Here is a 25952-nt window from a genome sequence, read left to right as displayed (position 1 = left end):
AGATTAAGCTAATACCTATAATTATTCTGTGTAATTCGTGAAATCTGTGGGAGATAAAAACAGAACAAAATTCAAAAAGGCTGCCTCAACAAGAGAGGCAGCCTTTGAGTATATCTAACAAATAATAATTTAGAAGTTGGTCTTAACAATTAATTCAGAAAGTTCAGCATTCACAAAGTCAATCGGCATTATACCAAATGAACCCTGAGTGTTGGTTTGGAAAAATGTTTTAAGTTTTGGATTAATGGCATTGGATACCGTAGGAATGCTGGGGATTCCGAAGATTCCGGGTTTATAACCGCTGGTGAAATTCACGAAAAGCTTACCATTGGTATCATTTTTAGCTTCATTAAGAAGACTGAAAATTCCATTCCACTTATCATCATTGTTGGTTACCTTATAATAATCCTGTACTTTCAATTGCACACCGGAATTGTTGATGTCAAAGGTCGTATTGTCTGCCCATGGTGAGGCATTAATTCCTTTGGTTGTTCCCGAAGAAAATCTTCTTAACAGTTTGATTTTTCCTCTTACAGAACCCAGCGTAGGAATATTGGATCCAAGATCCCATTTAGAAGTATTTTTCTGTACATAAGAATCAAAAGTCTGCTCAAAACTTCTGGTCGTATTGGAAGCATCATATTCTTCCTTTACAGACATGATAATTGTTTCTGATGGATGGCTGTTAAGGAACGTATAGCAAGCATTAAGCACATCATCAAAATTCAGATTTTGGTAAATCGCTCCGTGATGAATGGTGAAAGCATTGTCAATATGTCTGCAACGTATATCCAGAAAACGGACTCCGGCATTCAGTTGTTCTGCAATGCTGAGGTCTTGAGTTTTAGCAGTACCTGATACAACAGGGGCATCTACACGTGCTCCGGAATCATGAGTTCCGGGAATTGAGATTTTTGAAAGGGAAATATTATCCTGAAGACCGGACATCCAGCTATTCATTTCAATGGTTGCCAAAGAAGTCTTGTAGCTCGATTTTGTTAAAGAAGTTAAATTGTTTTCATTAGAATCCCTTTCCATAATGCTGTCGTTTGAACAGGAAAAAAAGATAGATGCAGTAACCACCCCAAGAGTGATGGCTGTCATACGTTTCATGCTTTGTTTGAACATAGTTTTTTTTATTTTTTAATGCAGCTTAAAAATAAGAATATATCAAAGCATAAGGAGTTAATTTAACTTTAAGAGATAATTAAGTTGCTATAAAGTCAGGAAGTTGGAAGGCGGATTTATATTAACGCAAAGTTTATTTTTTGTTCCGGAAATAGAGAGGGGGCAAAGATGAAATCAATGAAATTGATTTTTTCTAAGCGGGGGTGAAAAATTAAGCTTCATCACCGACATGTCGGCCTCTTAGCTCACTCTAATATGATGATAGAATTATTTTTACTTTGCGTTAAAAAAATATCTATGACAAATTCATAATAAAATGAATATTAAAAGTTCATCGATCAACGGTAACCTCCAGCGTCCAGCTTCAGTCTTCCCTCCTAAAAAGCAAAATCCTCTTTCAAACCGGGAATCTTAAACTTATGTTCTCCGATAAAGAAATCATTCATTTTAATAAGCGGGAATTTATGGGTAAATTCTTTGTGTGAGTTTTCGGGTACTTTGGTGTCATCATCACAGGATGAATATTCTCTGTCAACAATAACCTTTCCTGTAGAGAAATTGATTTCATTCGTAAAACTGAAATCACAGGTATCTTCAAAATGATCGTGTAAACCTATCAGATAGAAATCTCCGTTCTGAAATCTGAAGGTATGTTTATATTGCTGGGTATGTCTTGAATTGGTAAAAAATAGCTGTTCAATAATAAGGCATCCATTTTTTATATTGATTTTAAAAGTATTGTTAGAAGGATAAAATCCGAATCCGCTTGAAAAAAGGATGGTAGCATTTTCTTTCCATACTTTTAGACCGCTGTTTTCCTTTTTCAGAATATAGAAAACCCTTTTATAGTCACCTGTACCTTCCGGGTTTTGCATGCCTGATGCTTCTATATCCGTATTAAATATCAGGATAATTTCATCTTTTCCGCCTTTGTCAAGATCACCTTTGGCTTCTGCAATCTGGGTATACCCTTTCGGAACCGAAAAATTTTTCAGATTCTGAGCAGATAAGCTTGAAACAGATAAAACAAACAAAAAGGAAAATGAAAAGCAATGTTTCATGGTTATTATATACAATTAAAATGTGGTAATCCGAAATAAAATCATTTTCAAATTACCACATTCTTATTCTGAAATTAATGGGACAGTATGCTTTCAAGATCTTTCCAGAACATCGGATAAGACTTTTCCACCACATCTTCATCCTCTATATTAAGTTCTTTAATCAGGCTGAACGGAGCAAAACTCATTGCCATTCTGTGATCCTGATACGTTTTGATAGAGATATCGTCTTGTGGCTCTCTAAAACTGGTTGATTGAATGGTTAAATCTGTAATTTCTGTTTCAGTACCAAGCTTTTTAAGCTCATTATATAAGGCGAGAAGTCTGTCGGTTTCCTTTACTCTTAATGTACCCAATCCTGAAATCTCAAAAGGAATATTTAAGGCTGCTGCTGTTACACAAAGAGTTTGTGCAATATCCGGGCAGTTATTCATATCCAGAACAATTTTTTCCGGGAAAGAAAAATCTGGCTGAGGTTCCAGCGTTAATTGATGCTCGTCTTCAGAGAATGTAGTTTTAATTCCGAAGAATTTTTCATAAATGTTGGCAATCGCAGAATCTCCCTGCGTTGATTCTTTGTAAAAACTTTTCAGGTGAATCGTTTCTCTTCCTAATGCACAGATAGAGTAGAAGTATGAAGCCGAGCTCCAGTCGCTTTCCACTTCATAATATACAACATCAGCATTGTTTTCAGAAGTGAAAGGTTTTACTTTGATCGTATTTCCTTCAAAACTGCTTTGGATGCCAAATTTTGTCAGAATATCAAGGGTCATTTCAATATAAGATCTTGAGGTTACTTCTCCCACAAGATTGATGATAAGTCCGTTTTCAAGCTTTCCTGCAATAAGAAGCAGGGACGTAATAAACTGGCTGGAAATATTGGCCGGAACATTCACAGAAGTTTGAATGATCTTTCTTCCTGTAATTTTTAAAGGAGGAAAACCTTCATTCTCCATATACTCAATTTCTACCCCAAGATCTCTCAAAGCATTTACCAGATTTTTGATAGGTCTTTCTTTCATTCTTCCGGAACCGGTAAGAATTGTTGTCTTTCCTTCCTGAATAGAATAATAAGAAGTAAGAAAACGCATTGCCGTTCCCGCGTGATGAATGTCTACCACCTCTGTATTCTCAGATAATGCTTTTTTCAGCAATTGAGTATCCTGAGAATTGGATAGATTTCCGATTTTTATATTACTAAACAGACTTTCCAGAATCAATAAACGATTCGAAATACTTTTCGAACCGCTGATCTGTACTGTTTTATCTCCTGATAATTTTGATTTTTCTAGCTTCATTATTTCTTCAGATTTTCAGAATTCATCTATTAGAATTCAGATTGATTTGAATATCCGAAATCTAATAGATGATTCTTATTTAAGTTTTTCATTATTCTGATGCCGGTCTTTATCCCGGTCCGTCTTGATTTTCATTTTTCTGTCGAAAGCGTCCTGCAGGTTCACGCCGGTCTGATTGGCCAGACACAATGTTACAAAAAGTACGTCTGCCAGTTCTTCGCCAAGATCTTTACTTTTGTCGCTCTCCTTTTCGCTTTGTTCACCATACCTTCTGGCAATGATTCTTGCCACTTCACCTACTTCTTCTGTCAGCATCGCCATGTTGGTAAGTTCATTAAAGTATCTTACCCCAATGGTTTTTATCCATTCATCTACCTGCTTCTGTAACTCAGTAATTTCCATTATTGATACGCTCCTAAAGTTGGGTTTATGGTTCTGGATACATTCACTATATCAAAAGGAACGGTTGCTGCAACGGCTGTATTTCCTTTTCCAATGGCTGGAGAAGTGGATTTTACCCTTAAATTCATTTTAGCCATAAAATAATTGACAAACTGTGGATCGGTATTCTTGGTTGTTTGTATCACATTCGGATTATTGTCAAAAGTGAAGCCGGATCCTGTTGCACTCGTATATTTGATTAATGAATTTTGGAGTAGGAATTCAAACTGCTGTCCCGGGGTTTGTTCAAAATGAACGGCATCATCTCTGTCAGAATATACGATGCTGTTTTTAATATCAAGCTGCTGTAATGCTCCCTGTTGTGTTTGTCCGGCATCATTCTTCCATTCATTGGCAGCAAAAATTCCAGCTCTGTCAAAAGAACTCATTGTTTTGGAATAGTTGGCAATAGTAGCATGGGTATAGCTGTGTTTCCCCCCAAGGAAGATACCGATACATGACAAGCCGCAGTTGTTCATCACCAGGTTATTGGCATTTACAGTAGAACCTACTGCATAAATTCCATATTCAAAGAAAGTATGAATAAATGAATTGGTGATTGTAGCATTGGTCTGCTTCATATCAAGCCCTCTTGTTCCTCCAAAAAGTCTTGCATGGTTCATTTTCAGGGTAGAATTCGCTTCCATTTTAATAGAATTCCAGTTTTTAGGAATTGTATCATAATAAGGGTCATTTCTGTCACCACGAAGGATAACCTGATCGGCCTGAGTTCCATTGATATTTAAAACAGCTCCGGAAGAAACTTTCATTCCGCTGTTTTTGTGAAAATATACCTTAGTTCCGGGATTGATGTCCAGAGTTACACTTGGATTGATGGTAAGATTTCCGTAGATGATCTTCGCTTTATTATTATTCCACGTGGTGGAATTGCTAATCACATTCGGATTGCCGGGAGTCTGAATAAAAAATTCTGCATCCTGAACCACTGAAAATAAAGTCACATGCTGCTGCCCGGTTGGGCCGGTGAAAAGAACTTTATCCTCGGCAATGGCTTCCGGTCCTGTAGCTTCCGGAGCAATTTCAACAAAAATATAAAGGCTGTCTTTCTTTCTTAAAGGAACATTTTTAAAATCGTATCCCGGTTTTCCGTCTACATTGATTCTATATAAGGAAGCAGCTCCCTTTTCAAGATTCACTCTGGGAATCAGGATATCTTTATCTTCATTATTATACACTTTTACCACATAGGTTTCTGAACGTACCTGATGATATACCGTATCACAAAATACTGTGTCTCTTGAGAAACGGAGTTCCTGCGTAGGGCTGTCAAAGGTAATGTCATCCTTATTACATGATACTGCTGCAAGTAGGATCCAGAAGGAAAAAGCCAGTAATAATTTGAATTTCATTGAAATTAAGTTTAAGTAAGTTCCAAATTTAACGAAAATACTTTGAATTTCTTATCTATAAAAAAATATTGAATTCAGTATTTGGAAATTTAAAAAAATGTTGTATTTTTGCAACCTAAAATTTAGCAGAGAAATATCCATTACTATTTCGAAAGCAAACTTAATTTTTTTAAAAATAGTATTATGAAAAACGGAATCCACCCAGAAAATTATAGACTTGTTGTTTTCAAAGATATGAGTAACGACGAGGTGTTTCTTTGCAAGTCTACTGCAGAAACAAAAGACACTATCGAGTATGAAGGACAAGAATATCCATTAATCAAAATGGAAATCTCTTCAACTTCTCACCCTTTCTACACTGGTAAAGTAAAACTAGTTGACACTGCAGGTAGAGTTGATAAGTTCATGAACAAATACAAAAAATTCGCTAAGTAATTTTTGTATACTTAAAAATATTGAAGTCTTCCAATTTTTTGGAAGACTTTTTTTTATTGTTAAAAAATTGCGGATGTTATGAATAAGTTGAATCCATGGTATGCCTTTCATCTCTTTGTCTGTTATCTATCCATCTATTATCTTTTTTATCTTATTCCAACTTCTCTCATCTTTTTGTATTTTTGTTTCTAAATAGTAAGGCTTAACCTTGGTCTCTGCCTTCTACCCTCTAACCCCTAACTTCTAAAAAATGCAATTAGTATTTTCAGACGCACAATATTGGGAAGACTTTCTTCCGCTTACTTTTACCCGCCCTGTTGCAGCCATGCGATGCGGAATCCTTACATTTTCTGAAAGATGGCAGAAAATCCTGGGAAATACTGAGGTGACCTACTTCACGGAACAATATCTTCAGGATAAATTTAAAAGCCCTGAGGAAAAAGAAAGCCTTTTTCTGGTTCCGAATTTCTTTCCTACAGAAACAGTAATTCAACAGATTAAAGACCTTAAACAGGGTGAAGCATTGGTTTATGAAGATGAATTGATCGCAGCTAAAATCAATATGAAAGATTTTTCTCTGAACCAGATTGAAAAAATGACGGATATTAAGGAGGATCTTATTTTCTTTAAAAGACCAAAAGATTTATTTACCTATAACCATCACGCAATAAATTTCGATTTTGACCTGCTTACGAAAGGAAGAACATCGCAGGAGCTATCCTCCACAAATGGCTTTTTAGGAGATAAGAAAGATTTGTTTATTGAAGAAGGAGCTTATATAGAGTTCTCAACGATCAATACAAAGACAGGGAAAATTTATATCGGTAAAAACGCTGAAGTGATGGAAGGCTGTCATCTTCGCGGCCCGATAGCACTTTGTGATGATTCTAAATTTAATCTGGGCGCAAAAATCTACGGGGCAACCACAGTGGGGCCGCACTGCAAAGTGGGAGGCGAAGTGAATAACATTATTATATTCGGATATTCCAGTAAAGGACATGAAGGTTTTGTAGGGAATTCAGTGATTGGAGAATGGTGTAATTTCGGGGCAGACAGCAATTCTTCGAACATGAAAAACAATTACGGGAACGTAAAATTCTGGAATTACAGAGCTAAAGCCTTTGAAGATACAGGGTTGCAGTTTGCAGGTTTGATCATGGGAGATCATTCCAAAACGGCCATCAATACCCAGCTGAATACAGGCACTGTAATAGGAGTAGCATCCAATATCTTTAAACCGGGCTTTCCACCCAATCTTGTAGAAAACTTTTCATGGGGCGGAATGAAAGATGATGAAAGATTCAAACTGGATAAAGTATATGAAGTAGCAGAAAGAGCCATGGCGAGAAGAAAAGTGACTTTAACAGAAGAGGATAAAGCAATTTTGAAACATATTTTTGATACGTATTAATAGAGAAACCTCAGACATTTTCTGAGGTTTATTTTTTAGTTTGAGTATAATAATTGTAAACTATCCAGATATCCTTTTCCGGAAATTACCAATACTTCTTTATCTTTGAAAAAGAAGTATTGGTAATTTGGATTTTCTTTTTTTAACTTATCAAATTTCTTTTCACTCATACTTTTACCATTAAAATAGTAATAATCAGGTGGGCTTTCAGATGTTACTACTACAGCTCCTATTTCTAAATATCGATGCTGGGACTCAATCTGAAACTCTTTTTCATTTATTTGTTCTTTTTTAGAGAAAATAATTGAGGTATTTTCGTAAATATCTCCATTTATTGTATTAGGTACTTCTCTGTTGGGGTTTTTATAAGTTTCATCATTTAACTTATCAAAATTAAAGTATAAGACATTTTTTCTTTTAATCAGCTTATTGGGTATTTCTAAAGTGAAATTTCCATTTTCATCTGTTATTGTTTTTACATATCTTGATTTACAAATGAAGAAAACTTCAGCATTAGATATTTCCTTGTTAGTTCTTTTAAAGATCAGTTTTCCTGAAACCTTTATAACGGCCGCCACTTTTTGTTCAGTAGTAATTTCAGAATTATTTTGAGTCTGTGCCCGAATAAACGTAAGATTGGTAATTAAAATAATTCCTGCAGCAGTCATAGATAATAACCGTTTTGAAATTCTTCCGCAGATTTCTTTGTCATTGGCTGTCTGAAGAATCTCATTAATTTGTTCATCTGTTTTCTCAGTAAAATCTACGACACATTTAGAACATTTCTCACAGAATTTCCCGAAAGGAAAGTCTTGCATATTTTCCCAGTTTTCAGGACAGGGCTTTGGGATTCTAATTTGCTTTTTCATAATCTGTGTTGGTAAATAAACCTCTAGTGCTGGAGGTTTTATACTATTGCTTTGTTAATACAATATCTTTCGGGAAATTAATAGGAAAATCTCCATACTGATCTACATAGGCGTTATGCTGGCAATTAGGATCTATAATGCTTGGAAGATATTCAAAATGTAAGGTCATTTGATTTCCTGTGAAATTTGTAATATCCAAGGTTGCAGTTTTTCTACACATGTTTTTAGGATAGAAGTATAATCGTTTTATATTTCCATTTTTTAAATTGAATCCAATTCCATCAAACTCTGGATTTTGGTTATCAAAATTAGATATTCTATCTATTTCAATTGTTCCGTTCGGAGCAATTACTTTTCTTTCACCTAATATTTTGTCACGATAATAGTAATTAAAATTATCCCCAGATTTATATTTTATTTTTCTTAAATCTAAATATAAAGTTTTATTATCCCATACTCCTTTCCATACTCCTATATATTTGTCTAGTTCGTTGTTTGTGTCTTTATAATAAGCCCCATTAGGAACATCTTCCTTATAGTTTAAAGGATAGGTTTGTGCTTTACATGAAATTGCTAAAATTGTAATTAGCATTAATAATATTTGTTTCATAATATTTATTGTTAATTTGGACAAGGAGTTTCTTTTCGGTCACCGTTTACTAAGTTTAATTGTACATTTCCATTCTCTGTGGTTTTATATAGCTTCAGTCCTGGCATATTCATTTTGTCATTCATGAATTTTAAAAACTCCTTTTCTAATTTTTCCATGTTAAAACTTACATCACCACTTACGTTTGCAATAGTTACAGCCTTATTTAGATACTTGTCAATATAATCTTTATCCAAGTTTTCTAATTCCTTCTGTGTGTAAAGAGGTAAAGGAGTTACAGATGTTGCATCAAAATTAAAAGAATAATTTCCATTACTTGTTACTAAAGTAAATGTAAGATTATTTAATGGTATCTTAGGCATATTCTTAGGTACTGAGTTCCAATTCTGTGCCCAAACAATCCATTGGTTAAAGAAGATGATATCGCCTGGTGAAAACATTGGATACAATCCATCATAATGTGAATGCATTAATGTTATCGTGTTTGAGAATGCTTTGAGATCCACTTGTTGTGTTCCAGGTTTATTTTGTAGTAATTGATTTTGTAAAGATCCATCAGAATTAGTTCCTATCCTATAACCACTTTCATAGCTGTCAGTAGTTTTTCCTTCGAGAGAAGTAATATTATTTTTAAATGTAATATTCGTGGTTTGTGTTTTTAATTTTTCACAGGGGTTTTCAGGATCTGGGTTTTCAGGATAAGGAAATCCGCTATCACCACCAATAGGATCACCACCTCCACCCGGACATTCTCCGTTGGGTCCTACAATTCCTATACACTGATCTATTTCCTGTTCTCTTTCTTTACATTTTACAATAGAATATGTTTCCCAATGCCCAGCGCCGGTTTCGGGATCCGGTAGATTCTCACTATCCGGCATCCATACAGAATAATAACTTGTTGTACATATAATGTCCCTTGCTGCAAGGTTGGCGTTATTATTTGGATGTGCCTTTTTCTTATATTTTGAAAAAAGAAGATTCTGAAAAAAAGCCATATGGTTACTGAAATCAGTAAAATAGAAATAGATATTATCATTTTTTCTTGGAACCTGTAGTACAGAGGTCACCTTTCCGTTTTCTACTATAGGTACGATCAGGAAACTTTCATTATAAGTTCCTACTGTAGTGGCATAATCCCAATAAATAATCCCGTTTACTTTTTTTATTTTTGATTCGTTCTCAAAGTAGATCTTTATTACATTTTTAATATAAGTTTCATCTTCTTTCCAAAGACTTTTGGAAGTATATTCTTTCGATGTAGGATCTACAGAAGAATAAATCTCATCCTGTATGCAGGAATGGAATAAGGTAAAAAGAATGGCCAGCAGGAACAGCCGGAAAATTAAATTTTTCTTCATAAGCATTTGTTTTTTAGTGGTTAAATATATACTTTTTTTACTCTACAAATGTGTGAATAATAAACTGAAACAATACAGTAGAAAAATACTGGTTTCCGTATTATTTTTCTAAAAGAAAAAAATATGTAATTTTGGTAAAAATACATTGTGCTATGACGCTAGGAGAAAAACTGAAAAAAGCGAGAATCAATAAGAACTTTACGCAGGAATACCTTGCCGAAGTACTGAACGTTTCCCAGAAAACCTATTCCAATTTTGAAAATGATAAAAGTAAGCCGGATTTTTTTCAGGTAGAGCATATCGCAAAAGCATTGGAAGTAAGTGTTCTTGATTTTTTAAGCAACGATGGACTTTCTTTTCATTATGACAATATACATGGTGGAAATAATGGTTTTATCTACCAGACTCAACTTCCGGAAAAACTCATAGAACAGTATGAAAAAAGGCTTTAGGATAAGATACGGAGGTTGCTTACCTCAAACAGTTACTCGATAAAAAATAAAAACTTCAAATTTTTTTGAAGTTTTTTTATTTTTGATGTAATAGATCTGTAACGGCAATTGTCTTACCTATAAGAAACAAAACTCATGACCCAAGAAACTTTCAAGAATACGGTGTTTATTCTCAAAGACGAGATGTATCGTTTTGCGAAGCGGTTTGTCATGAGCAGCGATGAAGCAGAAGATGTCGTACAGGATCTCATGATGAAGTTTTGGCAGAAAAGGGATGAGCTTGAGCAGTTCGGGAATTTTAAATCCTATGCGCTGAAGTCTGTCCGGAACGAATGCCTGAACCGCCTGAAGCATCATGATGTAAAAATCGGTTTTGCGGATATGCAGCTTCACCGCTCGGAGCTTTACAGTATGGAAGTTGATAACCTTAAGGAACATATTGTAGGATTTATCAATCAGCTCCCCGAAAAGCAGAAGATGGTCATCCACTTGAAAGATATAGAAGAGTATGATGTTTCCGAAATTTCTGAAATGCTGGAAATGGAGGAAAATGCAGTAAGGGTAAACCTGATGCGTGCGAGACAAAAAGTAAAAGAACAAATCTCACAACTGATGAGCTATGAAAAAAGATCAATTACAAGATAAATACAACGAAGTCTTCCGGGAGATCAGGGAAGATAAAATGAACTGGAGCTTTGAAGACTTTCTTCAGGCTGCAGAAGATGCGGAGCCTGAACAGGATAATACACCTGTTATTCCATTGAACGGAAAAAGTAAGCCGTCCTTTCCCAAATGGTTCTGGATGGCCGCCGGTGTGATACTGATTTTCAGTATCGGTTTTCTCCTGAATAATTATAATACAGATATTCAGGACAGGGAAAAGCTGGTAAAAGATGAGATCTTAAAACAGAAGTCCGGGTTTATTGAAGAAAATAGTGATCACCAGGAACAGGTTGCCGTTAACCATACTGACTCTATTTCCGGAGTGAAAAAAGATTCTGTTTTTCAGAATAATCCGGTAGCAGAAAAAGATGTGCTGGATGAAATACTTCCAAAAAGAGGAAGACTTAAAAAGGAAACAAAGCCCAGATACGTAAGCAATACCTTAAACAGCAAAAGCGTAAATGATTCTGCTGCAGCGTACAATGATTCGTATGTGATTGTAAACGGGAAAAGAATCAGCAGTGAAAAAGAAGCCATAGATGTTGCCAAATACTCATTTATGAAACTAGGAAACGAGTTTAAAAAAACAGTAGCATCTTCTCAAAAAAATGAAAATCTTGAAAGCGAATACTAAAAATAAGATCAATCTCATGAAAAAAATATTTTTTATAATAGCCATAATGCTAAGCAGCTTTGCAACTTATTCTGCACAGACTGATAAGCTGAACAAACTTTTTCAGGATTTTGAAAAAAACGGAGGGGTTACATCCATCAATATCAAAAAACCGATGTTCAAACTCTTGAATACCATTGATGTGAATGACGCCTATGTTGGAAAGATAAAACCTATTTTGAACGATGTAGACGGACTTAAAATTCTGATTATCCCGAAAATTACTTTTCCGGATCGTTTGAAAGACGAAAACCTTGCCAATATAAAAATGAATGAGGAGAAGACAGATAGAGTGAACAATGCATTAAGATCTCTGAATTTCAACGAGCTGATGTCAATGAGCAGCGATGGAACTTCAATGAAGTTCTTAGCTGAAGAAGAAAGAGACAATTATCTGGAAAATCTGGTTTTCAACGTTGATTCCAAAGAAGAGAATATCATTTTTATTCTTAATGGAAAAATGAAGTTATCAGATGTTAATAAAATCATTAATTCTGGCGAAACAACAACGTCTTCTGTAACAAGTTCTTTAAAAAATGACCTTACCTCTGGGAACACTTCTTCTTATCTGAATGGAGATAACAGAAATGTAGGGGAATTCTCAAAAATAGATGCCAGTGTAGGGGTAAATGTTACCTACAAACAGGAAAATACAAGAAGTGTAAAAGTAATTGCTGATGCAGATAAGCTCCAATATGTTATCACCAAAGTAGAAAATGGAGTTTTAAAAATATATGTTGACAATAAAGGAGTAAAAAATCTAAGATTTAAAAACCTGAATGTCAATGTTTCTGCTCCTAGCATTAATGCTATAAAAACATCATCAGGCAGTGTCTTTACTGCAGTGAATCCTGTTACAGAAAGCAGTTTGGCGATTGAAGCAGAATCTGGCTCTATTATTAAAGGAACATTCAATGTGAAGGAGACAGCAGCGGTGGAAGTAAGCTCAGGTTCTGTTCTGGACGTTGATATTAAAACATCAAAACTGGTATTGGACACCTCCAGTGGCGCAAGTGTTAGTATATCAGGAGAGGCTGCCTCTGCTGTAATTGATATCAATAGTGGAGCATCCTGTAAAGCAGATGACCTTAAGATTGCCACTGCAGTGGTAGAATCTACTTCAGGTGCAAGCCTTTCTCTGCTGGTTACTGATAAACTAAAAGTAAGTGTTTCTTCAGGAGCCTCTGTAAAACTGAGAGGAAACCCTGAGCTGGATGCCAGAGTAGATAAAATTTCCGGTGGTAGTTTCAGACAAATAAAATAAAAACTAAACTATGAAGACTCTTAAAAACATTTTCCTTGCTATTCTCACTATAGGTATGCTTCAGTCGTGTATCGTATCAGAAAAACCAAACATCGGCTTTTTTCAAAACTCAAAGTATGACTTCAAAGGAGCACGGTTTGCAAGTATTAATATACCGATGGCTCTTGCCAAATCCTATATTAAAAAGGCTTTAAGGGAAGATGGTGAAAGTGAGGAAACGATCAGTCTGGTAAAGAAAGCCTCAAAAATAAAAGTTCTTACTGTAACCAATGGGAGCAGAGAAATGCTCAATGACTATACCCGGTATCTGAACGATAATCATTATGAAGAATGGGCAACCATAAAGCATGATGGAGACAATATTAATATAAAGGTAAAACAGGATGGAGACGCTATAAAAAATATGCTGATTACCGTAGGTTCCAATAATAATGAAATGGTATTTGTAGATGTGAAAGGAAACTTTACTCCTGGTGATATCTCAAAAATGATTAATTCTGTTTCCGTTAATTAATCCCAAACATCCATAAAGATCTGCTAAAGGCTTATGCCCAAAGAAGAGAAAGTTTACAATGAACGATTCTTTGCCAGTAAGATAGTCAATGGAGGTGTAGGTTTGCTATCCGTAAAGCCAAAGAAAAATAATTTTTAACAAAAATAAGAACCTTTCACAAGTAGTTTCAACATATTCAATTATTTTGTACCGTAACCGTTCTGACAAGGAGCGGTTTTTTCGATTTAAGTTATTGATTATTAAATTTTATTTAAACTATCAAAAAGGATTTTCATATCTCACTAAAATAGCCTAATTTTGCAAAGAAAGTAAAGATGTCTATTCATAACAAAATTGTAGAGACAGCCATCACTTTCGATGACGTTCTTCTAGTCCCTTCTTATTCAGAAGTTTTACCTAATCAGGTTTCATTAAAATCAAGACTTACCGACAAAATCACGCTGAATGTTCCGATAGTTTCCGCTGCGATGGACACTGTTACTGAAGCTGAGCTTGCAATTGCTTTGGCAAGAGTGGGTGGGTTAGGCTTTATTCACAAAAATATGACGATCGCTGAGCAGGCCGCTCAGGTAAACCGTGTGAAGCGTTCCGAAAACGGAATGATCTCTGATCCGGTAACATTATCCAAAGATCATACGTTAGGACAAGCCAGAGATCTTATGTCAAGATATAAGATTTCAGGTCTGCCGGTAGTAGATCCTGATAATGTCCTGATCGGAATTATTACCAACAGAGATGTAAAGTATCAGGAAAATCTTGATATGAAAGTAGAGGAGATCATGACCAAAGAAAATCTGATCACTTCTGATAAAGATACCAATCTTGAAAAGGCAAAAGAAATCCTTCTTAAGAACAGAGTTGAAAAACTACCTATCGTAGATAAAGATAATAAACTTGTAGGTTTAATTACTATCAAGGATATTGATAATCAGTTAGAATACCCGAATGCTAACAAAGATCAGAATGGCCGCCTTATCGTAGGTGCCGGAGTAGGTGTAGGGGAAGATACACTGACAAGAATCGAGGCTTTGGTGCAGGCTGGCGTTGATATCGTAGCAATTGATTCCGCACATGGTCATTCTAAAGGAGTTTTAGACAAGATTTCAGAAATCAGAAAAGCATATCCTACTCTTGATATTGTAGGCGGAAATATTGTAACTGCAGAAGCTGCTAAAGACCTTATCAAAGCAGGTGCAAATGTACTTAAAGTAGGAGTTGGTCCAGGGTCTATCTGTACAACGAGAGTGGTTGCCGGAGTAGGTGTTCCTCAGTTGTCAGCGATCTATAACGTTTACGAATATGCTAAATCTCAAAATGTGACCGTAATTGGCGACGGAGGTATTAAACTTTCCGGAGATATTGTAAAAGCTATCGCTAGTGGAGCAGGTGCTGTAATGTTAGGTTCACTTCTGGCAGGTACAGATGAAGCTCCGGGAGAAGAAATTATCTTCCAGGGAAGAAAATTCAAGTCTTACCAGGGAATGGGAAGCCTTTCAGCAATGAAAAGAGGAGGTAAGGAAAGATATTTCCAGAGTGAAGCTAAGAAATTTGTTCCGGAAGGAATTGAAGGAAGAGTTCCACATAAAGGAAAACTGGAAGACGTAATTTTCCAGTTGACAGGAGGTCTGAGAGCCGGAATGGGATACTGTGGCGCAAAAGATATTGAAACGCTTCAGAAAGATTCCAAACTGGTTATGATTACAGGAAGCGGATTGAAAGAATCTCACCCGCATGATGTCATCATCACACAGGAAGCTCCGAATTATTCTTTATAATAATTAAGAATCATTAATATAAAAATGTCTCCATTCCGATGGGGACATTTTTTATTCAACCTTTGTATATTTAAATCTCGGTTTGATAACCTTGTTCAGGAATTGTCCCTTAGATTTTACCTTTCCAAACTGCTCAATAATAGTGGCAGGTACTTTAAAGTAGTCATAAACCGCCCCTGACTGATATATAATTCTCAATATTTCAGTGTCAGGAAAATAAATGAAATGCTTTACAACACTTGATGGCATAATCCAGTTCATGCAAAAAATATTCCTGAAAAATAAAGCTTCCGGAATTTCCGAAAGCTTCATTAAATTTATTTTAAAAATAGTAATTTATTTTTTCACGAATTTAAATTGATGAGTCTGAAAATTTCTTGTATTTATTTTTAATATATAACCTCCCGGAATAAGTTGTGAAACATCAAGCTTTGAATCAAACATTTCAGACTTTACAAGGCGTCCGTCAATAGTAAAAATCTGGATTGACAGCCCATCTTCTATCCCTGAAATACGGATGAAATCGGTCACCGGATTAGGGAAAATCTGAATTTTATTTTTAGAAAGTTCTGCTGTTCCCAATGTGGTGGTCTGTACATCACCCGACATAGTAGAATTTCCTGCAGCAAGATTTCCATTACACAGCCCGGTTGTAAATGCCGTATTCTCAACCCAGGTACCGACACTGTTGCCAGGAGGAAAAGAGACTGTATTATTTCCTGTAGAATTATAATACACCAATTTAGGATTTGTAAAGGTTCCATATCCTTCGTCAGCAAGAAATTCCCAACGTGTGAGCGTATTGTTCCATTGTATTTTAAATTCACAAGTGCCCAGGCCGCTGCATGGCTCTCCGTCAACAGGTGTGGTAATGTAAATGTTCTTGTTATTGACGTCAACTCCGGTTTTATTGAATATAAAGGTTTGATCGTCAAACAAATTGACACATCCTTTAAAAGTTATGGTCTGTGCGAAAGCTGTGCTTCCGATTATCAGACACGTAAAGTAAAGAATTTTCATAGCGGTTAATTTTGAGAGGGAAAAACTCCCGTCAGTGAAATGATACACTTCAGGGTAAGAAAAGGAGGTCTGTTTTCATGAGGCTGGCTTCCACCTGTGTTTCCTATCATTGTACTTTTCATCAAAGTATTAGCGGCTGTATCAGAATATTCTTTATCAAGACCTTTTGTGTCAGCAGGTAAATTATTTGTTGGAGTACTTTGATTTCCCTCGGCAGTCACAGCACTTACCGTATGGTTGTGGGCCGGCATCTGCGTCACCGTTAATGTCACACTTTCAGTTCCCCCGGTCTGTCCCATTGTATAGGTAGTGGGTCCTCCCGGAGCCTGCCCGTTATGAACAAGTACTCTTCCTCTCATATCAGGTAACGCAAAATTAGTGGTTCCGTTCCCGCCATAGGTAGTTCCCAAAAGAGCAAAAAGAGCTTGGTTCTGAGCGATAGGCAGGAGCTGCCCGTTACATTCTGCCCAGTATTTTGGAACAAAATTATAAGGAACAAAGGCTATCTGTCCTAGAAATGGATCTGATGCCTGAGCTTTTACAGCAGGAGCAAATGCACTGCATATCAGCAGGGTACATGCAAAAAATAAGTTTTTCATGATAATAAAGATTTTATGTAGTATAAAATTAGGAAATATTTTATATAAAACCTTTAATTAAAAGAAAAACCTTTCGCTATATAGCAAAAGGTTAGATTTTATTTATTGAAAACTATATTACAATAGATTTTTTCTCTTTAACGATCAAAGTTTTAATTACATTTTAGTTTTTTAGATTGTCTTTAAAGTCTTCAATCCTGAAATCTGTCAGTGCATTTCCTTTTTCAATTTTTTCTTTGGAATACAATCTGAAATCATTTTCAGTTTTTTCCAAAAGATAGTCATATGGGCCTATATGAGAGATGAGTTTTACCAGAACCGGAGAAATTTCAAGACAGATAAATAGTCCCATAATAAAAGCGGCAGCAAGCCCTATAACAGCAGAATTTTTTCCAAGCTCGTCCAATGCCTGCAGCCTGGCAGCAAACCCATTGAACTTATCTTCAAAGGTTTCAGTAGATTTTCTTTCTGTTTCCAGGTTGGTATATACCTTGGAAATTTCTTTATCCAGATATTCCAGTCTTGGAGCTGCCTGCTTTTGGAAATTCTCAAGATCCTGTCTTCGTTGTTCTTTTAATTCCTGTTTACGTTTGGCATTTGGCCCGTAACCTTCTTTTCCACTGGTTAAACCTGATTGTTTCCCCAGGATTTCTTTTTCAAGTTCTACGGAAGCAGAATCATAGGCCTTCTGATACTGAGCAATTTTTCCTGAGATCTGCTGCTTTTCTGTCTCAAAAGGGCCGCTTTGCTGAAGAATCCTTCCATTCATTTCTCCCTGGAGCTGTTTTTTGTTTCTTTGGATAATGGTATTCAGCTGTTTGTTGACTTCCTTTTCAAAAATTTTAAGTTCCAGCGGCTTAGAAATGATAATTCCCAGAAATGTAGCCAGTATAAGACGTGGAATGGCCATCAGAATCTGATTCCACCATGTTCCTGTTTTTTTGATGGAAGAAACAATATAACGGTCAAGATTGAAGATCATTAACCCCCACAGAATTCCAAATCCTACGGAAGCCCAGATATTGTCGAATACCGTATACATGGCATAACCTGCAGATAAAGTGGCGAATACTGCAGTGAAAAGTACAATCCCTCCAATCCCGGAAAATTTATTCCATTCGCTGGGAGTCTTTCTTAAGATGTGGATGTTCCCGCCTGAACATACCATCAGAAATTTTTGGAACCAGTTTATTGTATGAGTCCCTTGATTTATAGTTTGTTGGTTTGTTTTCATAACTGAAAATTTATACAAAGGTAGTACTAAAAATCATACCAATGTAAAAGATAGTATTATGTTTTACCAAGTAACTATGTGAATTTACCTAATGTATTGCGTTTGAGTGCATTAAATTTGCTTTTGAAATATAAGTGGAAAAGATGAAAATTATTTCAGTCTGTCCGGATTCTGCTTCAAAAAACTATCCCATCCGGAGTAAGATTTGGTATCTGCGATCGTTCCGGAATTAAAATGATGGCAAACAGCAACCGCAAGCCCGTCAGAAGCATCTAAGTATTTCGTAGGGAATTCTTTTAGCTGAAGAAGGTTTTGAAGCATTCCGGCTACCTGCTCCTTACTTGCATTTCCGTTTCCGGTAATGGCCATCTTGATCTTTTTTGGAGAATACTCGGTAATAGGGATGTTTCTGTAAAGACTGGCAGCCATAGCAACTCCCTGCGCACGTCCCAGTTTCAGCATACTCTGTACGTTTTTTCCATAAAAAGGGGCTTCAAGGGCCACTTCATCCGGATGAAACTCATCAATAAGAGACAGTGTTCTTTCAAAAATATATTTGAGCTTGGTTTCGTGGTTGGGGTATTTTTTTAAGATCAGTTCATGGATAGAAACCATCTCCATTTTTCCTTTTTTTATGGAGATGATGCCAAATCCCATTACAGTTGTCCCCGGGTCAATTCCTAAAATTATTTTCTCTGAAATCATTGCTTCAAAGATAGGGCTTTCTATGTTTTAAGTATAAAAAAGAATCCACAATGATTTTCATACCTGTTTAAAACTTTAGTACCTTTAAACAAAAATGATTATGAAAAATGTATTTAATGTACTTATTGTTCCTGTTTTCCTGTTATGCAGCTTTCAGAAGGAAGGAATTTTAACTCAAAGTAAATATCCGGAATCTGTTGCAAAGAGCGACCGGATTATTTATTTGTTTTTTAAAGCCGGTAAAGATCAGTCTGGAAATGCAAAAATTACTCTCCAGAGTACTAAAATTGCAGACGGCAGATTGAAACATATGCCTTCTTTTGAAAGAGGTGATATTCGTGAAGGTGATCTTATTATCACATTGTCTGAGTCTGGTGGAAAAGAGGTTGGGAAACAGCTTGTAAAAAATCCTTTTAACCCTGAACTAGAGGTGTATGAAAAAGAAGGAATTTCAAGACACAAAGCTTTCCTTCAGAATGCAGAATTCAGTGTCCGGTTTTCTTATTCTGAAAATATTCAGTCAGTAAAGATTGAAAAAGCAACTGATGATGGAGTACAGGTAATATTCACACAAAAACTATAATTATGAAAAAAACTTTATTATCCCTTTTGATAGGAAGCAGCTGTTTTGCGCAGACATTTGAGACGGTACCTCTTTTACAGAACGGAGATAACAGCAAGCGAATTGTTATTGCAGTTTTAGGTGACGGATTCACCTCTGCACAGCAAACTGCTTTTACTACATCAGCTCAGGCTACAGTCAATTACCTATTCACAAAAAGCCCTTATACAGAATATAAAAATTATTTTAATGCCTATGTGGTAAAAGTGGTTTCCACAGAATCAGGAGTGAAGCATCCGGGAACAGCTACGGATGTTGCTGAGCCTGTAATCCCTGTATCCAATCCTAATAATTATCTTGGCTCTACTTTCGATGTCGGAGTTCACAGATGTATCTACAGTAATACGACCAATAAGGTAGGACAGGTTCTGGCCGCTAATATTCCTGATTATGATATCACATACGTGTTAGGAAATTCTACGGAATATGGAGGCTGTGGAGGTACCTATGCATTTGCTTCACTCAATGGCTCTTCAAATGAAATTGTAGTGCATGAGCTGGGACATTCCTTTGGTAAATTAGCCGATGAATACTGGTTTTCGGGTTCACTTGAATCTCCGAATAAAACCCAGAATTCCAATCCTGCCACCATTAAGTGGAAAAATTGGGTAGGATTGAATGGAGTAGGCGTATATCCTCATGCAGAAAGTCCAACGTGGTTCCGCCCGCATCAGAGTTGTGAGATGAGGTACCTTAACCAGCAGTTCTGTTCCGTATGTAAAGAAGCAATTATTGAAAGAATCCATAGTCTGGTTTCTCCTGTAGATTCTTATACTCCTGCAAACAATACTTCTGTTGACGCAACATCCAGTGTCACTTTCACGGTTAATGAAATTCTTCCCATTCCCAATACCCTGGCTAACTCGTGGAATCTGAACGGAACGGTTCTGGGAGCAACAGGAAATAGTGTTACGATTACCCCGGGGCAACTGAATAACGGAAATAATACCTTGATATTTTCGGTAGTTGATAACAATCCGCTTTTGAAAGTAGATAATCACAGCACTCTTCATGTTACCAGTGTTTCCTGGACTCTGAGCAAATCAACCCTTAAGCTTTCAGAAGTAAAAGCAGAAGAAAGACGCTTCAGCATGTATCCAAATCCCACAGCTGGAGAATTTTTTATCAAAGGAAAACAGGAATTTTCAAAGAATGTAAGTGTGGAAATATATGATGCTTCCGGAAAATTAATCCCGTCCGGATTTGAATTGAAAGAATCTGCACTACGGGTGGATATTAAAAATTATCCTGCAGGTACTTATCTGTTGAATGTAAAAGAAAATAAAAACCTGATTATTTCTCAGAAGATTATAAAAGAATAAAATTGAAATAAACCGGGGACAGCCGGATTTAATTTTCCAGCTTTTTCTCTGCTATAGACACCCATTGTCCATCGTGACGCAACAGTAAAATTTTATCAACTAAGAATTTAGTTTTGTATTGCATGGTTTTGTATTTTTCCCAGGCTTTGAGGTAATTATCCCAGGTCAGATCTCTGTATCCTATCGTCATATGAGGATTGAAAGAATAATTGCCAAAATTGAAATGTTGTTTTACCCTATAATAAAGCTCTGTTAGGTGAGGATTATTATCAGGCTGAACAAATATTACAGGATTCTTTGGATTAGGAAAACTTCCAAACCCATCAAGTTCTATTTCAAAAGGAGTCATTTCTGTATTGATCTTCTGAAAAGCAGTGTGAATATCACCCTCCAGTTCTGATTCTCTGGAAAAGGGCGGGAAAAGAGTAATGTGTGCTTCATTTTTTAACGCCCTGGAACTGGCGTAATGAATTGCCAGATCTCTTTTGAAGAATTTTATTTCTTCAATAATCTCCTGAGGAGGGTAGATGGCAATGAAGTACATTTTTTTCATAAAGCAAATTAAGAGTTTTTTACATTAAATTCTAATACATAAGAAAATTATGCATAAGTTTGTAATGCATATAAATTCTTTCATGAAAAAGAACAGCCTTTATAAAGGTACCTTACAGAATATTATTTTGAAACTCCTTTCAAAAGAAATTAAAATGTATGGATATCAGATTACCCAAAGAGCTAAAGAGCTTACTCAGGGTGAGCTCGAAATGACAGAGGGAGCCCTTTATCCATTGTTACACAAATTGGAAAGCGATGGAATGATCACTTCCGAAATTCAGAAAATCAACGGAAGAGAACGGAAATACTATCTGCTGACCGGAAAAGGAAAAAAACAGCAGGCAGAACAGGAATTTGAGATGAAAAGCTATTTACTCAACCTACAGACAATTTTTAATATATGATCACAGAGGCACAGGAAAATAAAATGACAGATTATCTGGTTGCTCAACAGCTCTCATTAGATATTCTTGTAGAAATCAGAGATCATATGATCAACCAGATTTCGAATATTCAGTGTAATGAAAATATCAGCTTTGAGGAAGCCTTTTTAAAGGTAAAAGAATCCTGGAATGGAGAGTTTAAAAAGGTGAATTACCTGTTATTTTACCCTGAGAAAATTCCTTTGATTGCCAAAAGAATTATTCAGGAAAAGTACAGTGTGCTTTTCAAAAAATCTTTGATGGTAGGTACCCTGGCTTTTGCTGTCAATCTATTGCTGATTTTTATATCAGGAAATCAAAAGCAATATGATCTTTTTTTTAAACTGTTGAATGGCTCCTTTGTAACAGCAACGATATTAATCTGGATTTTAAATTATAAAATCTGGAAATATATTAAAGCTGACTTTAAATATAGGGGGAAATCTCTTTACACCATGTATCAGCAGAATCTGGGATTAATGGTTGTTTGCGCCAGCTCCATGATGCAGGTGGCCATAAGGAGCGGACATTATGCTTACCGGTTTTTCAGAGAACAGAATTATACTGATGTGGTAGGTTTTCTGATGACTTTGATTCTTCCCTTTTGTATTACAGGTCGCTCTCGTTTTTGCCGTACTCAATTTTATTGAGCATAAAAAGAATTTATTAAAAATGCAGGAATTTCTGAAGTCAGCATAAACCATCAAAATTAATCCTTTGATCTAAGCTGTATAAGCGTATTCTCAAGATGATCTGTGATCTTTTTTACTTCAATATGAGGCCTGAAAATGGAGCTTTTCCCTTTTTCTTCATTTGCGATGTTAGACAGGATAATTACGGATGTTTTTGTATCCGGATAATAGATGTTTAAGGACGGAGAACCCTTTATATAACCACTGTGAAAATAAGAATTAGGTTGCCCGATATTAAGCATGATTCCATAGGCATAGCCCATCTTTCCAAAGATAGCATGGCGTCTTTCTGAACTTTTTGCCATAAACATCTTCAGGGTTTCAGGTTTTAAAATTTTTCCGCCATACAGAGCGTTATTCCATGAATGGAGGTCCTGAATAGTAGATAAGATTCCACCAGCCGGAGTTCCGATTTCTCTTCCCCCTAATCTTTTCGGCATGTTGGGAACTTCCTGAAATGTACCGGGTGTACCAAGATAGGCACTTGCGAAATTTTTCCCTGTAAAAATATCGCCTGTAGAAGAATGCGTCATTCCGGCTTTTTTAAAGAGCTCCAGTACATTCTCACTATATGGTTTTCCGGAGACTTTTTCCACAATCTTCCCAAGGGTATTGAATCCGTCGTTGGAGTAGAAAAAATCTGATCCGCTTTTGAACATCAGTTTTCCGCCCAGCATATTCAATCCAGAAGTATGATTTAACAATTGGTGAATCGTTATGTTTTCATATTCCCTGGTCTGGAATTCTTTCAGGTATTTTGAAGCTTTATCCTTTACGCTGAGCTTTCCCTGTTCCATCTGAAGCAGGATCAAAACAGCCGTGAATTGTTTACTCACAGACCCTATGGCAAAAATGGTATTGCTGTCAATTTTCGTTTTTCTCTTAAAGTCAGCATATCCGTTTTCTCTTCGGTAAAGAGGTAAAGAATCCTTGAAAACAGCTATGCTCCCATTAAAATGATACTTTTTGAAGGTGGAATCAATCTGTTGTTCTAAAAGTGTTTTCTGAAAAGCTGTGATGGTAGAATCAATAATTGCTTTTTTATCAACAGGAGAAGCTTTCGGAGCTTCAGTTCTACAGGAAAACAAAAGACAGAAAAAGGACAGGAGTAATAAATTTTTGATCACAGGTGTTGTATTTTTAAATGATGGTTGTGTTCTTAAAGATACTAAAATATCTAAAAGAGCATTAAGGGATGCAAATTGCGTGCTAGAAAGGGTTTTTTAGGTAAGTTAAATATCATTTTATGATTCTCTTTTAATACTTTTGAATATTATTTGTCACAAAACTATGAATGAATATTTGAAAAGAGATTCAGAAAACATACGGCATCTGCTGGATATTGTCAAAGAACAGGGCGCAGAGTACCTGAGCACTATTGAAGAAAGAACCACATCCATCATCCATCATCATCCATCAGAAAAACATGAGCTGCCCGATACAGGATATGGCACGGAAGAGGCACTTCGTATTTTCAACGAAAAATTTGAGCCGATAATGGTTGGTTCCGGAGGTCCGAGATATTGGGGATTTGTAACCGGCGGTGCGACACCGGCATCGGTAGCGGGCGACTGGCTTGCCACTGTTTATGATCAGAATACCCAGACGATGAAAGGGCAAGGTGATATCTCAGGAATCATAGAGGTGGAAGCTATACGGCTTTTGCTGGATCTCCTTCAGCTTCCCGAAAGTTTTTTGGGAGGCTTTGTAACGGGTGCTACTATGTCCAACTTTACCTGTTTGGCAGCTGCCCGCCAATGGCTTGGCAAAGAGATGGGAAAAGATATTGCCAGAGAAGGTGTTTCCGGAGAAATAAAAGTGCTGGGAGCAACACCCCATTCATCTTCCATCAAATCACTGTCACTATTGGGATTGGGCAGCAATAACATTGTTCAGATTAAAATTCAGGAAGGAAACAGGGAAGCTATTTGTATTCAGGATCTTGAAGAAAATATCCTGAAACTTAACGGAGAGCTATTTATCCTGATTTCCAGCGGAGGAACAGTTAATACAGTGGATTTTGATGATTTTAAGGCAATCAGTAAACTTAAAGAAAGGTACAGGTTCTGGTGGCATATTGATGCGGCTTTCGGTGGATTTGCAGCCTGTTCAGAAACACACAGGCATCTTGTAGAGAATTGGGAATTTGCGGACAGTATAACTGTGGACTGCCATAAATGGATGAATGTACCTTATGAAAGTGCTGTATTTCTGATTAAAGAGCAATATAAAATTCTACAGATTGAAGCCTTTCAGAATTCAAATGCTCCCTATCTTGGAGATCCTTTGGATAATTTTAATTACTTAAACTTCCTTCCTGAGAATTCAAGAAGGCTGAAGGCACTGCCGGCCTGGTTCTCTCTCATGGCATATGGTAAAAAAGGATATCAGGAAATTGTAGATGATAATATATCCTTGGCGGGACAGTTTGGAAAGCTGATTGAAAACAGTGATGATTTTAAACTGCTGGCTCCCGTAAGATTGAATACCGTTTGCTTTACCCTAAAAGATGTGGCAAGACAAAACGAGGTGGATTTATTTCTTGAAAAGGTCAATGATACAGGAAAAGTCTTTATGACGCCTACTTTTTATAACCGGCATAAAGGAATAAGAGCGGCTTTTGTCAACTGGATAACCAGTGAAAAGGACATCCGGCTGGTATTTGATCTTATGAATGAAATTATTGCAGAAATAAAATAATAAAAGCCTGTGGATCAATATTCACAGGCTATTTTAATAACAGATCACTGAACCAGAAAACATATTCTTCATCTTCGTCTTCAGGAGCTGTTTTAGGTTTAGGGTATGTTTTTTTGACTGTTTCGCCGATCTCAAACTCAACTGGGTTTTTGAAAATGGGTCCGTCAAAGGTAAAGGTGTGAAACTCCCCATTTTCTCCACATGGATCTACATTTTCAGGAAGGTCATTGATGAATTTTTGATCAATAATCCGTCCTGCAAAACTTTGATCGAGGTAAGATCCGTTGACGCAGGTTACAATAGTTTTAAAGCCAAGCTCTAAAAATTCATAGATGAGGTTGGTGGTATTTTGTTTCCAAAGAGGAAATATGGCCTTCATACCAATAGCATTTAATTGGTCTTCTCTGTATTTTCTTAAATCTTCCAGGAAAATATCTCCAAAAATGGAATGTGTAATCCCCCGAGCTTTAATTTCTGCCATTTTTTTGCTCATGATTTGCTGGTATTCTTCCATGGATGGCTCTTTGGGAAGCTCCATTTTCATTAAAGGAATTCCAAGGCTTGTCGCTTGTTTTTCTAAAAGAGAAACATGGACTCCATGCATGGAAATTCTTTGAAATTCCTCATTGATGCTGGTGAGAAGAGTGGAGATCTCATATTGATCCTCCTGGAGTATTTTATAAAGGGCGAAGGCAGAGTCTTTTCCACTGCTCCAGTTGAATAAAGCTTTTGGTTTCATCTTAGAAATAAAAATCT

29 protein-coding genes are annotated in these 25952 nt (G+C 36.3%); 13 read left to right on the top strand and 16 right to left on the bottom strand.

Going from position 1 to position 25952, the window contains the following annotated elements:
* Positions 1 to 129: 129 nt before the first annotated feature.
* The 5 genes from ACP3T3_RS12785 to ACP3T3_RS12765 all read right to left on the bottom strand — a co-directional run bounded on the left by ACP3T3_RS12785 (position 130) and on the right by ACP3T3_RS12765 (position 5298).
* Complete coding sequence (locus ACP3T3_RS12785) at positions 130 to 1113, bottom strand: phosphatidylinositol-specific phospholipase C (protein WP_426476239.1); 984 nt, start codon at positions 1111 to 1113, stop codon at positions 130 to 132.
* A 392-nt stretch (positions 1114 to 1505) separates the two neighbouring features.
* The gene (locus ACP3T3_RS12780; protein WP_426476238.1) at positions 1506 to 2189 is read right to left on the bottom strand and encodes a hypothetical protein; all 684 of its coding nucleotides are present in this window, start codon (positions 2187 to 2189) and stop codon (positions 1506 to 1508) included.
* Positions 2190 to 2263: 74 nt separating this feature from the next.
* A complete protein-coding gene (locus ACP3T3_RS12775; protein ID WP_426476237.1) occupies positions 2264 to 3487 on the bottom strand; it encodes a 3-phosphoshikimate 1-carboxyvinyltransferase in 1224 nt (407 codons plus the stop codon).
* A gap of 75 nt (positions 3488 to 3562) precedes the next feature.
* On the bottom strand, positions 3563 to 3889 hold the full coding sequence (locus ACP3T3_RS12770; RefSeq protein WP_426476236.1) for a nucleotide pyrophosphohydrolase: 327 nt from the start codon (positions 3887 to 3889) through the stop codon (positions 3563 to 3565).
* The gene (locus tag ACP3T3_RS12765) at positions 3889 to 5298 is read right to left on the bottom strand and encodes a hypothetical protein (protein WP_426476235.1); all 1410 of its coding nucleotides are present in this window, start codon (positions 5296 to 5298) and stop codon (positions 3889 to 3891) included. The genes ACP3T3_RS12770 and ACP3T3_RS12765 overlap by 1 nt, the downstream gene beginning before the upstream one ends.
* Positions 5299 to 5481: 183 nt before the next feature.
* Here ACP3T3_RS12765 and ACP3T3_RS12760 point away from each other — a divergent pair, with 183 nt between their 5' ends.
* The gene (locus ACP3T3_RS12760) at positions 5482 to 5733 is read left to right on the top strand and encodes a type B 50S ribosomal protein L31 (RefSeq protein WP_002976190.1); all 252 of its coding nucleotides are present in this window, start codon (positions 5482 to 5484) and stop codon (positions 5731 to 5733) included.
* Positions 5734 to 5983: 250 nt separating this feature from the next.
* Entirely contained in the window at positions 5984 to 7144 is a 1161-nt protein-coding gene (locus ACP3T3_RS12755; RefSeq protein ID WP_426476234.1) for a GlmU family protein, read from the top strand.
* Between the two features lie 35 nt (positions 7145 to 7179).
* On the opposite strand, the gene ACP3T3_RS12750 is transcribed toward ACP3T3_RS12755, so the two are convergent.
* The 3 genes from ACP3T3_RS12750 to ACP3T3_RS12740 are packed head-to-tail and all read right to left on the bottom strand — an operon-like array spanning position 7180 to position 9984.
* The gene (locus ACP3T3_RS12750; RefSeq protein ID WP_426476233.1) at positions 7180 to 8013 is read right to left on the bottom strand and encodes a hypothetical protein; all 834 of its coding nucleotides are present in this window, start codon (positions 8011 to 8013) and stop codon (positions 7180 to 7182) included.
* Positions 8014 to 8056: 43 nt separating this feature from the next.
* Positions 8057 to 8623, bottom strand: coding sequence for a DUF6705 family protein (locus tag ACP3T3_RS12745; protein WP_426476232.1), 567 nt, complete (start codon positions 8621 to 8623; stop codon positions 8057 to 8059).
* Positions 8624 to 8634: 11 nt separating this feature from the next.
* Positions 8635 to 9984 carry a hypothetical protein gene (locus ACP3T3_RS12740; RefSeq protein WP_426476231.1) on the bottom strand — a complete coding sequence of 450 codons (1350 nt, stop codon included), beginning with the start codon at positions 9982 to 9984 and terminating at the stop codon, positions 8635 to 8637.
* A gap of 152 nt (positions 9985 to 10136) precedes the next feature.
* Between ACP3T3_RS12740 and ACP3T3_RS12735 the strand changes: the two genes are divergently transcribed.
* The 6 genes from ACP3T3_RS12735 to guaB all read left to right on the top strand — a co-directional run bounded on the left by ACP3T3_RS12735 (position 10137) and on the right by guaB (position 15325).
* Positions 10137 to 10436, top strand: coding sequence for a helix-turn-helix domain-containing protein (locus ACP3T3_RS12735; protein ID WP_426476230.1), 300 nt, complete (start codon positions 10137 to 10139; stop codon positions 10434 to 10436).
* A 135-nt stretch (positions 10437 to 10571) separates the two neighbouring features.
* A complete protein-coding gene (locus ACP3T3_RS12730; RefSeq protein WP_426476229.1) occupies positions 10572 to 11081 on the top strand; it encodes an RNA polymerase sigma factor in 510 nt (169 codons plus the stop codon).
* Positions 11056 to 11733: a hypothetical protein gene (locus ACP3T3_RS12725; protein ID WP_426476228.1), complete on the top strand. Its 678-nt coding sequence runs from the start codon at positions 11056 to 11058 to the stop codon at positions 11731 to 11733. The genes ACP3T3_RS12730 and ACP3T3_RS12725 overlap by 26 nt, the downstream gene beginning before the upstream one ends.
* A gap of 16 nt (positions 11734 to 11749) precedes the next feature.
* Positions 11750 to 13036, top strand: a complete 1287-nt coding sequence (locus tag ACP3T3_RS12720; protein ID WP_426476227.1) for a DUF4252 domain-containing protein — start codon at positions 11750 to 11752, stop codon at positions 13034 to 13036.
* Positions 13037 to 13046: 10 nt separating this feature from the next.
* Positions 13047 to 13550 carry a DUF4252 domain-containing protein gene (locus tag ACP3T3_RS12715; RefSeq protein ID WP_426476226.1) on the top strand — a complete coding sequence of 168 codons (504 nt, stop codon included), beginning with the start codon at positions 13047 to 13049 and terminating at the stop codon, positions 13548 to 13550.
* A gap of 314 nt (positions 13551 to 13864) precedes the next feature.
* The gene (gene guaB / locus ACP3T3_RS12710) at positions 13865 to 15325 is read left to right on the top strand and encodes an IMP dehydrogenase (protein ID WP_426476225.1); all 1461 of its coding nucleotides are present in this window, start codon (positions 13865 to 13867) and stop codon (positions 15323 to 15325) included.
* A gap of 51 nt (positions 15326 to 15376) precedes the next feature.
* Here guaB and ACP3T3_RS12705 read toward each other — a convergent pair whose 3' ends face one another.
* The 5 genes from ACP3T3_RS12705 to ruvC form a co-directional block, all read right to left on the bottom strand.
* A complete protein-coding gene (locus ACP3T3_RS12705) occupies positions 15377 to 15637 on the bottom strand; it encodes a KTSC domain-containing protein (RefSeq protein ID WP_426476224.1) in 261 nt (86 codons plus the stop codon).
* 24 nt (positions 15638 to 15661) lie between these two features.
* The gene (locus ACP3T3_RS12700) at positions 15662 to 16345 is read right to left on the bottom strand and encodes a T9SS type A sorting domain-containing protein (protein WP_426476223.1); all 684 of its coding nucleotides are present in this window, start codon (positions 16343 to 16345) and stop codon (positions 15662 to 15664) included.
* Between the two features lie 5 nt (positions 16346 to 16350).
* Entirely contained in the window at positions 16351 to 16944 is a 594-nt protein-coding gene (locus tag ACP3T3_RS12695) for a phage tail protein (RefSeq protein ID WP_426476222.1), read from the bottom strand.
* A 163-nt stretch (positions 16945 to 17107) separates the two neighbouring features.
* Positions 17108 to 18178, bottom strand: a complete 1071-nt coding sequence (locus ACP3T3_RS12690; RefSeq protein ID WP_426476221.1) for a DUF4407 domain-containing protein — start codon at positions 18176 to 18178, stop codon at positions 17108 to 17110.
* 150 nt (positions 18179 to 18328) lie between these two features.
* Positions 18329 to 18883 (bottom strand): crossover junction endodeoxyribonuclease RuvC, encoded by a 555-nt coding sequence (gene ruvC, locus ACP3T3_RS12685; RefSeq protein ID WP_426476220.1) that lies wholly within the window; start codon positions 18881 to 18883, stop codon positions 18329 to 18331.
* A 100-nt stretch (positions 18884 to 18983) separates the two neighbouring features.
* Here ruvC and ACP3T3_RS12680 point away from each other — a divergent pair, with 100 nt between their 5' ends.
* The gene (locus tag ACP3T3_RS12680; RefSeq protein ID WP_426476219.1) at positions 18984 to 19466 is read left to right on the top strand and encodes a hypothetical protein; all 483 of its coding nucleotides are present in this window, start codon (positions 18984 to 18986) and stop codon (positions 19464 to 19466) included.
* Between the two features lie 2 nt (positions 19467 to 19468).
* The gene (locus tag ACP3T3_RS12675; protein WP_426476218.1) at positions 19469 to 20827 is read left to right on the top strand and encodes a M64 family metallopeptidase; all 1359 of its coding nucleotides are present in this window, start codon (positions 19469 to 19471) and stop codon (positions 20825 to 20827) included.
* 28 nt (positions 20828 to 20855) lie between these two features.
* On the opposite strand, the gene ACP3T3_RS12670 is transcribed toward ACP3T3_RS12675, so the two are convergent.
* Complete coding sequence (locus ACP3T3_RS12670; protein WP_426476217.1) at positions 20856 to 21380, bottom strand: 2'-5' RNA ligase family protein; 525 nt, start codon at positions 21378 to 21380, stop codon at positions 20856 to 20858.
* An 82-nt stretch (positions 21381 to 21462) separates the two neighbouring features.
* Here ACP3T3_RS12670 and ACP3T3_RS12665 point away from each other — a divergent pair, with 82 nt between their 5' ends.
* A complete protein-coding gene (locus ACP3T3_RS12665) occupies positions 21463 to 21786 on the top strand; it encodes a PadR family transcriptional regulator (RefSeq protein ID WP_426476216.1) in 324 nt (107 codons plus the stop codon).
* Positions 21783 to 22454: a hypothetical protein gene (locus ACP3T3_RS12660; protein ID WP_426476215.1), complete on the top strand. Its 672-nt coding sequence runs from the start codon at positions 21783 to 21785 to the stop codon at positions 22452 to 22454. The genes ACP3T3_RS12665 and ACP3T3_RS12660 overlap by 4 nt, the downstream gene beginning before the upstream one ends.
* 59 nt (positions 22455 to 22513) lie before the next feature.
* Here the strand turns inward: ACP3T3_RS12660 and ACP3T3_RS12655 are convergent, their stop codons facing one another.
* Positions 22514 to 23623 carry a serine hydrolase domain-containing protein gene (locus ACP3T3_RS12655; protein WP_426476214.1) on the bottom strand — a complete coding sequence of 370 codons (1110 nt, stop codon included), beginning with the start codon at positions 23621 to 23623 and terminating at the stop codon, positions 22514 to 22516.
* A 163-nt stretch (positions 23624 to 23786) separates the two neighbouring features.
* Between ACP3T3_RS12655 and ACP3T3_RS12650 the strand changes: the two genes are divergently transcribed.
* On the top strand, positions 23787 to 25196 hold the full coding sequence (locus tag ACP3T3_RS12650) for a pyridoxal phosphate-dependent decarboxylase family protein (RefSeq protein WP_426476213.1): 1410 nt from the start codon (positions 23787 to 23789) through the stop codon (positions 25194 to 25196).
* Between the two features lie 28 nt (positions 25197 to 25224).
* Here the strand turns inward: ACP3T3_RS12650 and ACP3T3_RS12645 are convergent, their stop codons facing one another.
* A complete protein-coding gene (locus ACP3T3_RS12645; protein WP_426476212.1) occupies positions 25225 to 25935 on the bottom strand; it encodes a diphthine--ammonia ligase in 711 nt (236 codons plus the stop codon).
* Positions 25936 to 25952 lie beyond the last annotated feature (17 nt).

This window comes from Chryseobacterium sp. CBSDS_008 (genome assembly GCF_049959325.1).
GTDB lineage: Bacteria > Bacteroidota > Bacteroidia > Flavobacteriales > Weeksellaceae > Chryseobacterium.
The sequence above is the reverse complement of the archived record's forward strand: the minus strand, read 5'-3'. Positions and strand labels throughout refer to the sequence as shown.

Coding starts and splice junctions, on each gene's coding strand:
- guaB (WP_426476225.1), top strand. CDS start 13,865: ATGTCTATTCATAACAAAATTGTAGAGACAGCCATCACTTTCGATGAC.
- ACP3T3_RS12705 (WP_426476224.1), bottom strand. CDS start 15,637: ATGAAGCTTTCGGAAATTCCGGAAGCTTTATTTTTCAGGAATATTTTT.
- ACP3T3_RS12740 (WP_426476231.1), bottom strand. CDS start 9,984: ATGAAGAAAAATTTAATTTTCCGGCTGTTCCTGCTGGCCATTCTTTTT.
- ACP3T3_RS12700 (WP_426476223.1), bottom strand. CDS start 16,345: ATGAAAATTCTTTACTTTACGTGTCTGATAATCGGAAGCACAGCTTTC.
- ACP3T3_RS12680 (WP_426476219.1), top strand. CDS start 18,984: ATGAAAAATGTATTTAATGTACTTATTGTTCCTGTTTTCCTGTTATGC.
- ACP3T3_RS12745 (WP_426476232.1), bottom strand. CDS start 8,623: ATGAAACAAATATTATTAATGCTAATTACAATTTTAGCAATTTCATGT.
- ACP3T3_RS12770 (WP_426476236.1), bottom strand. CDS start 3,889: ATGGAAATTACTGAGTTACAGAAGCAGGTAGATGAATGGATAAAAACC.
- ACP3T3_RS12775 (WP_426476237.1), bottom strand. CDS start 3,487: ATGAAGCTAGAAAAATCAAAATTATCAGGAGATAAAACAGTACAGATC.
- ACP3T3_RS12725 (WP_426476228.1), top strand. CDS start 11,056: ATGAAAAAAGATCAATTACAAGATAAATACAACGAAGTCTTCCGGGAG.
- ACP3T3_RS12760 (WP_002976190.1), top strand. CDS start 5,482: ATGAAAAACGGAATCCACCCAGAAAATTATAGACTTGTTGTTTTCAAA.
- ACP3T3_RS12730 (WP_426476229.1), top strand. CDS start 10,572: ATGACCCAAGAAACTTTCAAGAATACGGTGTTTATTCTCAAAGACGAG.
- ACP3T3_RS12660 (WP_426476215.1), top strand. CDS start 21,783: ATGATCACAGAGGCACAGGAAAATAAAATGACAGATTATCTGGTTGCT.
- ACP3T3_RS12780 (WP_426476238.1), bottom strand. CDS start 2,189: ATGAAACATTGCTTTTCATTTTCCTTTTTGTTTGTTTTATCTGTTTCA.
- ACP3T3_RS12765 (WP_426476235.1), bottom strand. CDS start 5,298: ATGAAATTCAAATTATTACTGGCTTTTTCCTTCTGGATCCTACTTGCA.
- ACP3T3_RS12650 (WP_426476213.1), top strand. CDS start 23,787: ATGAATGAATATTTGAAAAGAGATTCAGAAAACATACGGCATCTGCTG.
- ACP3T3_RS12670 (WP_426476217.1), bottom strand. CDS start 21,380: ATGAAAAAAATGTACTTCATTGCCATCTACCCTCCTCAGGAGATTATT.
- ACP3T3_RS12785 (WP_426476239.1), bottom strand. CDS start 1,113: ATGAAACGTATGACAGCCATCACTCTTGGGGTGGTTACTGCATCTATC.
- ACP3T3_RS12665 (WP_426476216.1), top strand. CDS start 21,463: ATGAAAAAGAACAGCCTTTATAAAGGTACCTTACAGAATATTATTTTG.
- ACP3T3_RS12750 (WP_426476233.1), bottom strand. CDS start 8,013: ATGAAAAAGCAAATTAGAATCCCAAAGCCCTGTCCTGAAAACTGGGAA.
- ACP3T3_RS12695 (WP_426476222.1), bottom strand. CDS start 16,944: ATGAAAAACTTATTTTTTGCATGTACCCTGCTGATATGCAGTGCATTT.
- ACP3T3_RS12755 (WP_426476234.1), top strand. CDS start 5,984: ATGCAATTAGTATTTTCAGACGCACAATATTGGGAAGACTTTCTTCCG.
- ruvC (WP_426476220.1), bottom strand. CDS start 18,883: ATGATTTCAGAGAAAATAATTTTAGGAATTGACCCGGGGACAACTGTA.
- ACP3T3_RS12720 (WP_426476227.1), top strand. CDS start 11,750: ATGAAAAAAATATTTTTTATAATAGCCATAATGCTAAGCAGCTTTGCA.
- ACP3T3_RS12675 (WP_426476218.1), top strand. CDS start 19,469: ATGAAAAAAACTTTATTATCCCTTTTGATAGGAAGCAGCTGTTTTGCG.
- ACP3T3_RS12715 (WP_426476226.1), top strand. CDS start 13,047: ATGAAGACTCTTAAAAACATTTTCCTTGCTATTCTCACTATAGGTATG.
- ACP3T3_RS12735 (WP_426476230.1), top strand. CDS start 10,137: ATGACGCTAGGAGAAAAACTGAAAAAAGCGAGAATCAATAAGAACTTT.
- ACP3T3_RS12645 (WP_426476212.1), bottom strand. CDS start 25,935: ATGAAACCAAAAGCTTTATTCAACTGGAGCAGTGGAAAAGACTCTGCC.
- ACP3T3_RS12690 (WP_426476221.1), bottom strand. CDS start 18,178: ATGAAAACAAACCAACAAACTATAAATCAAGGGACTCATACAATAAAC.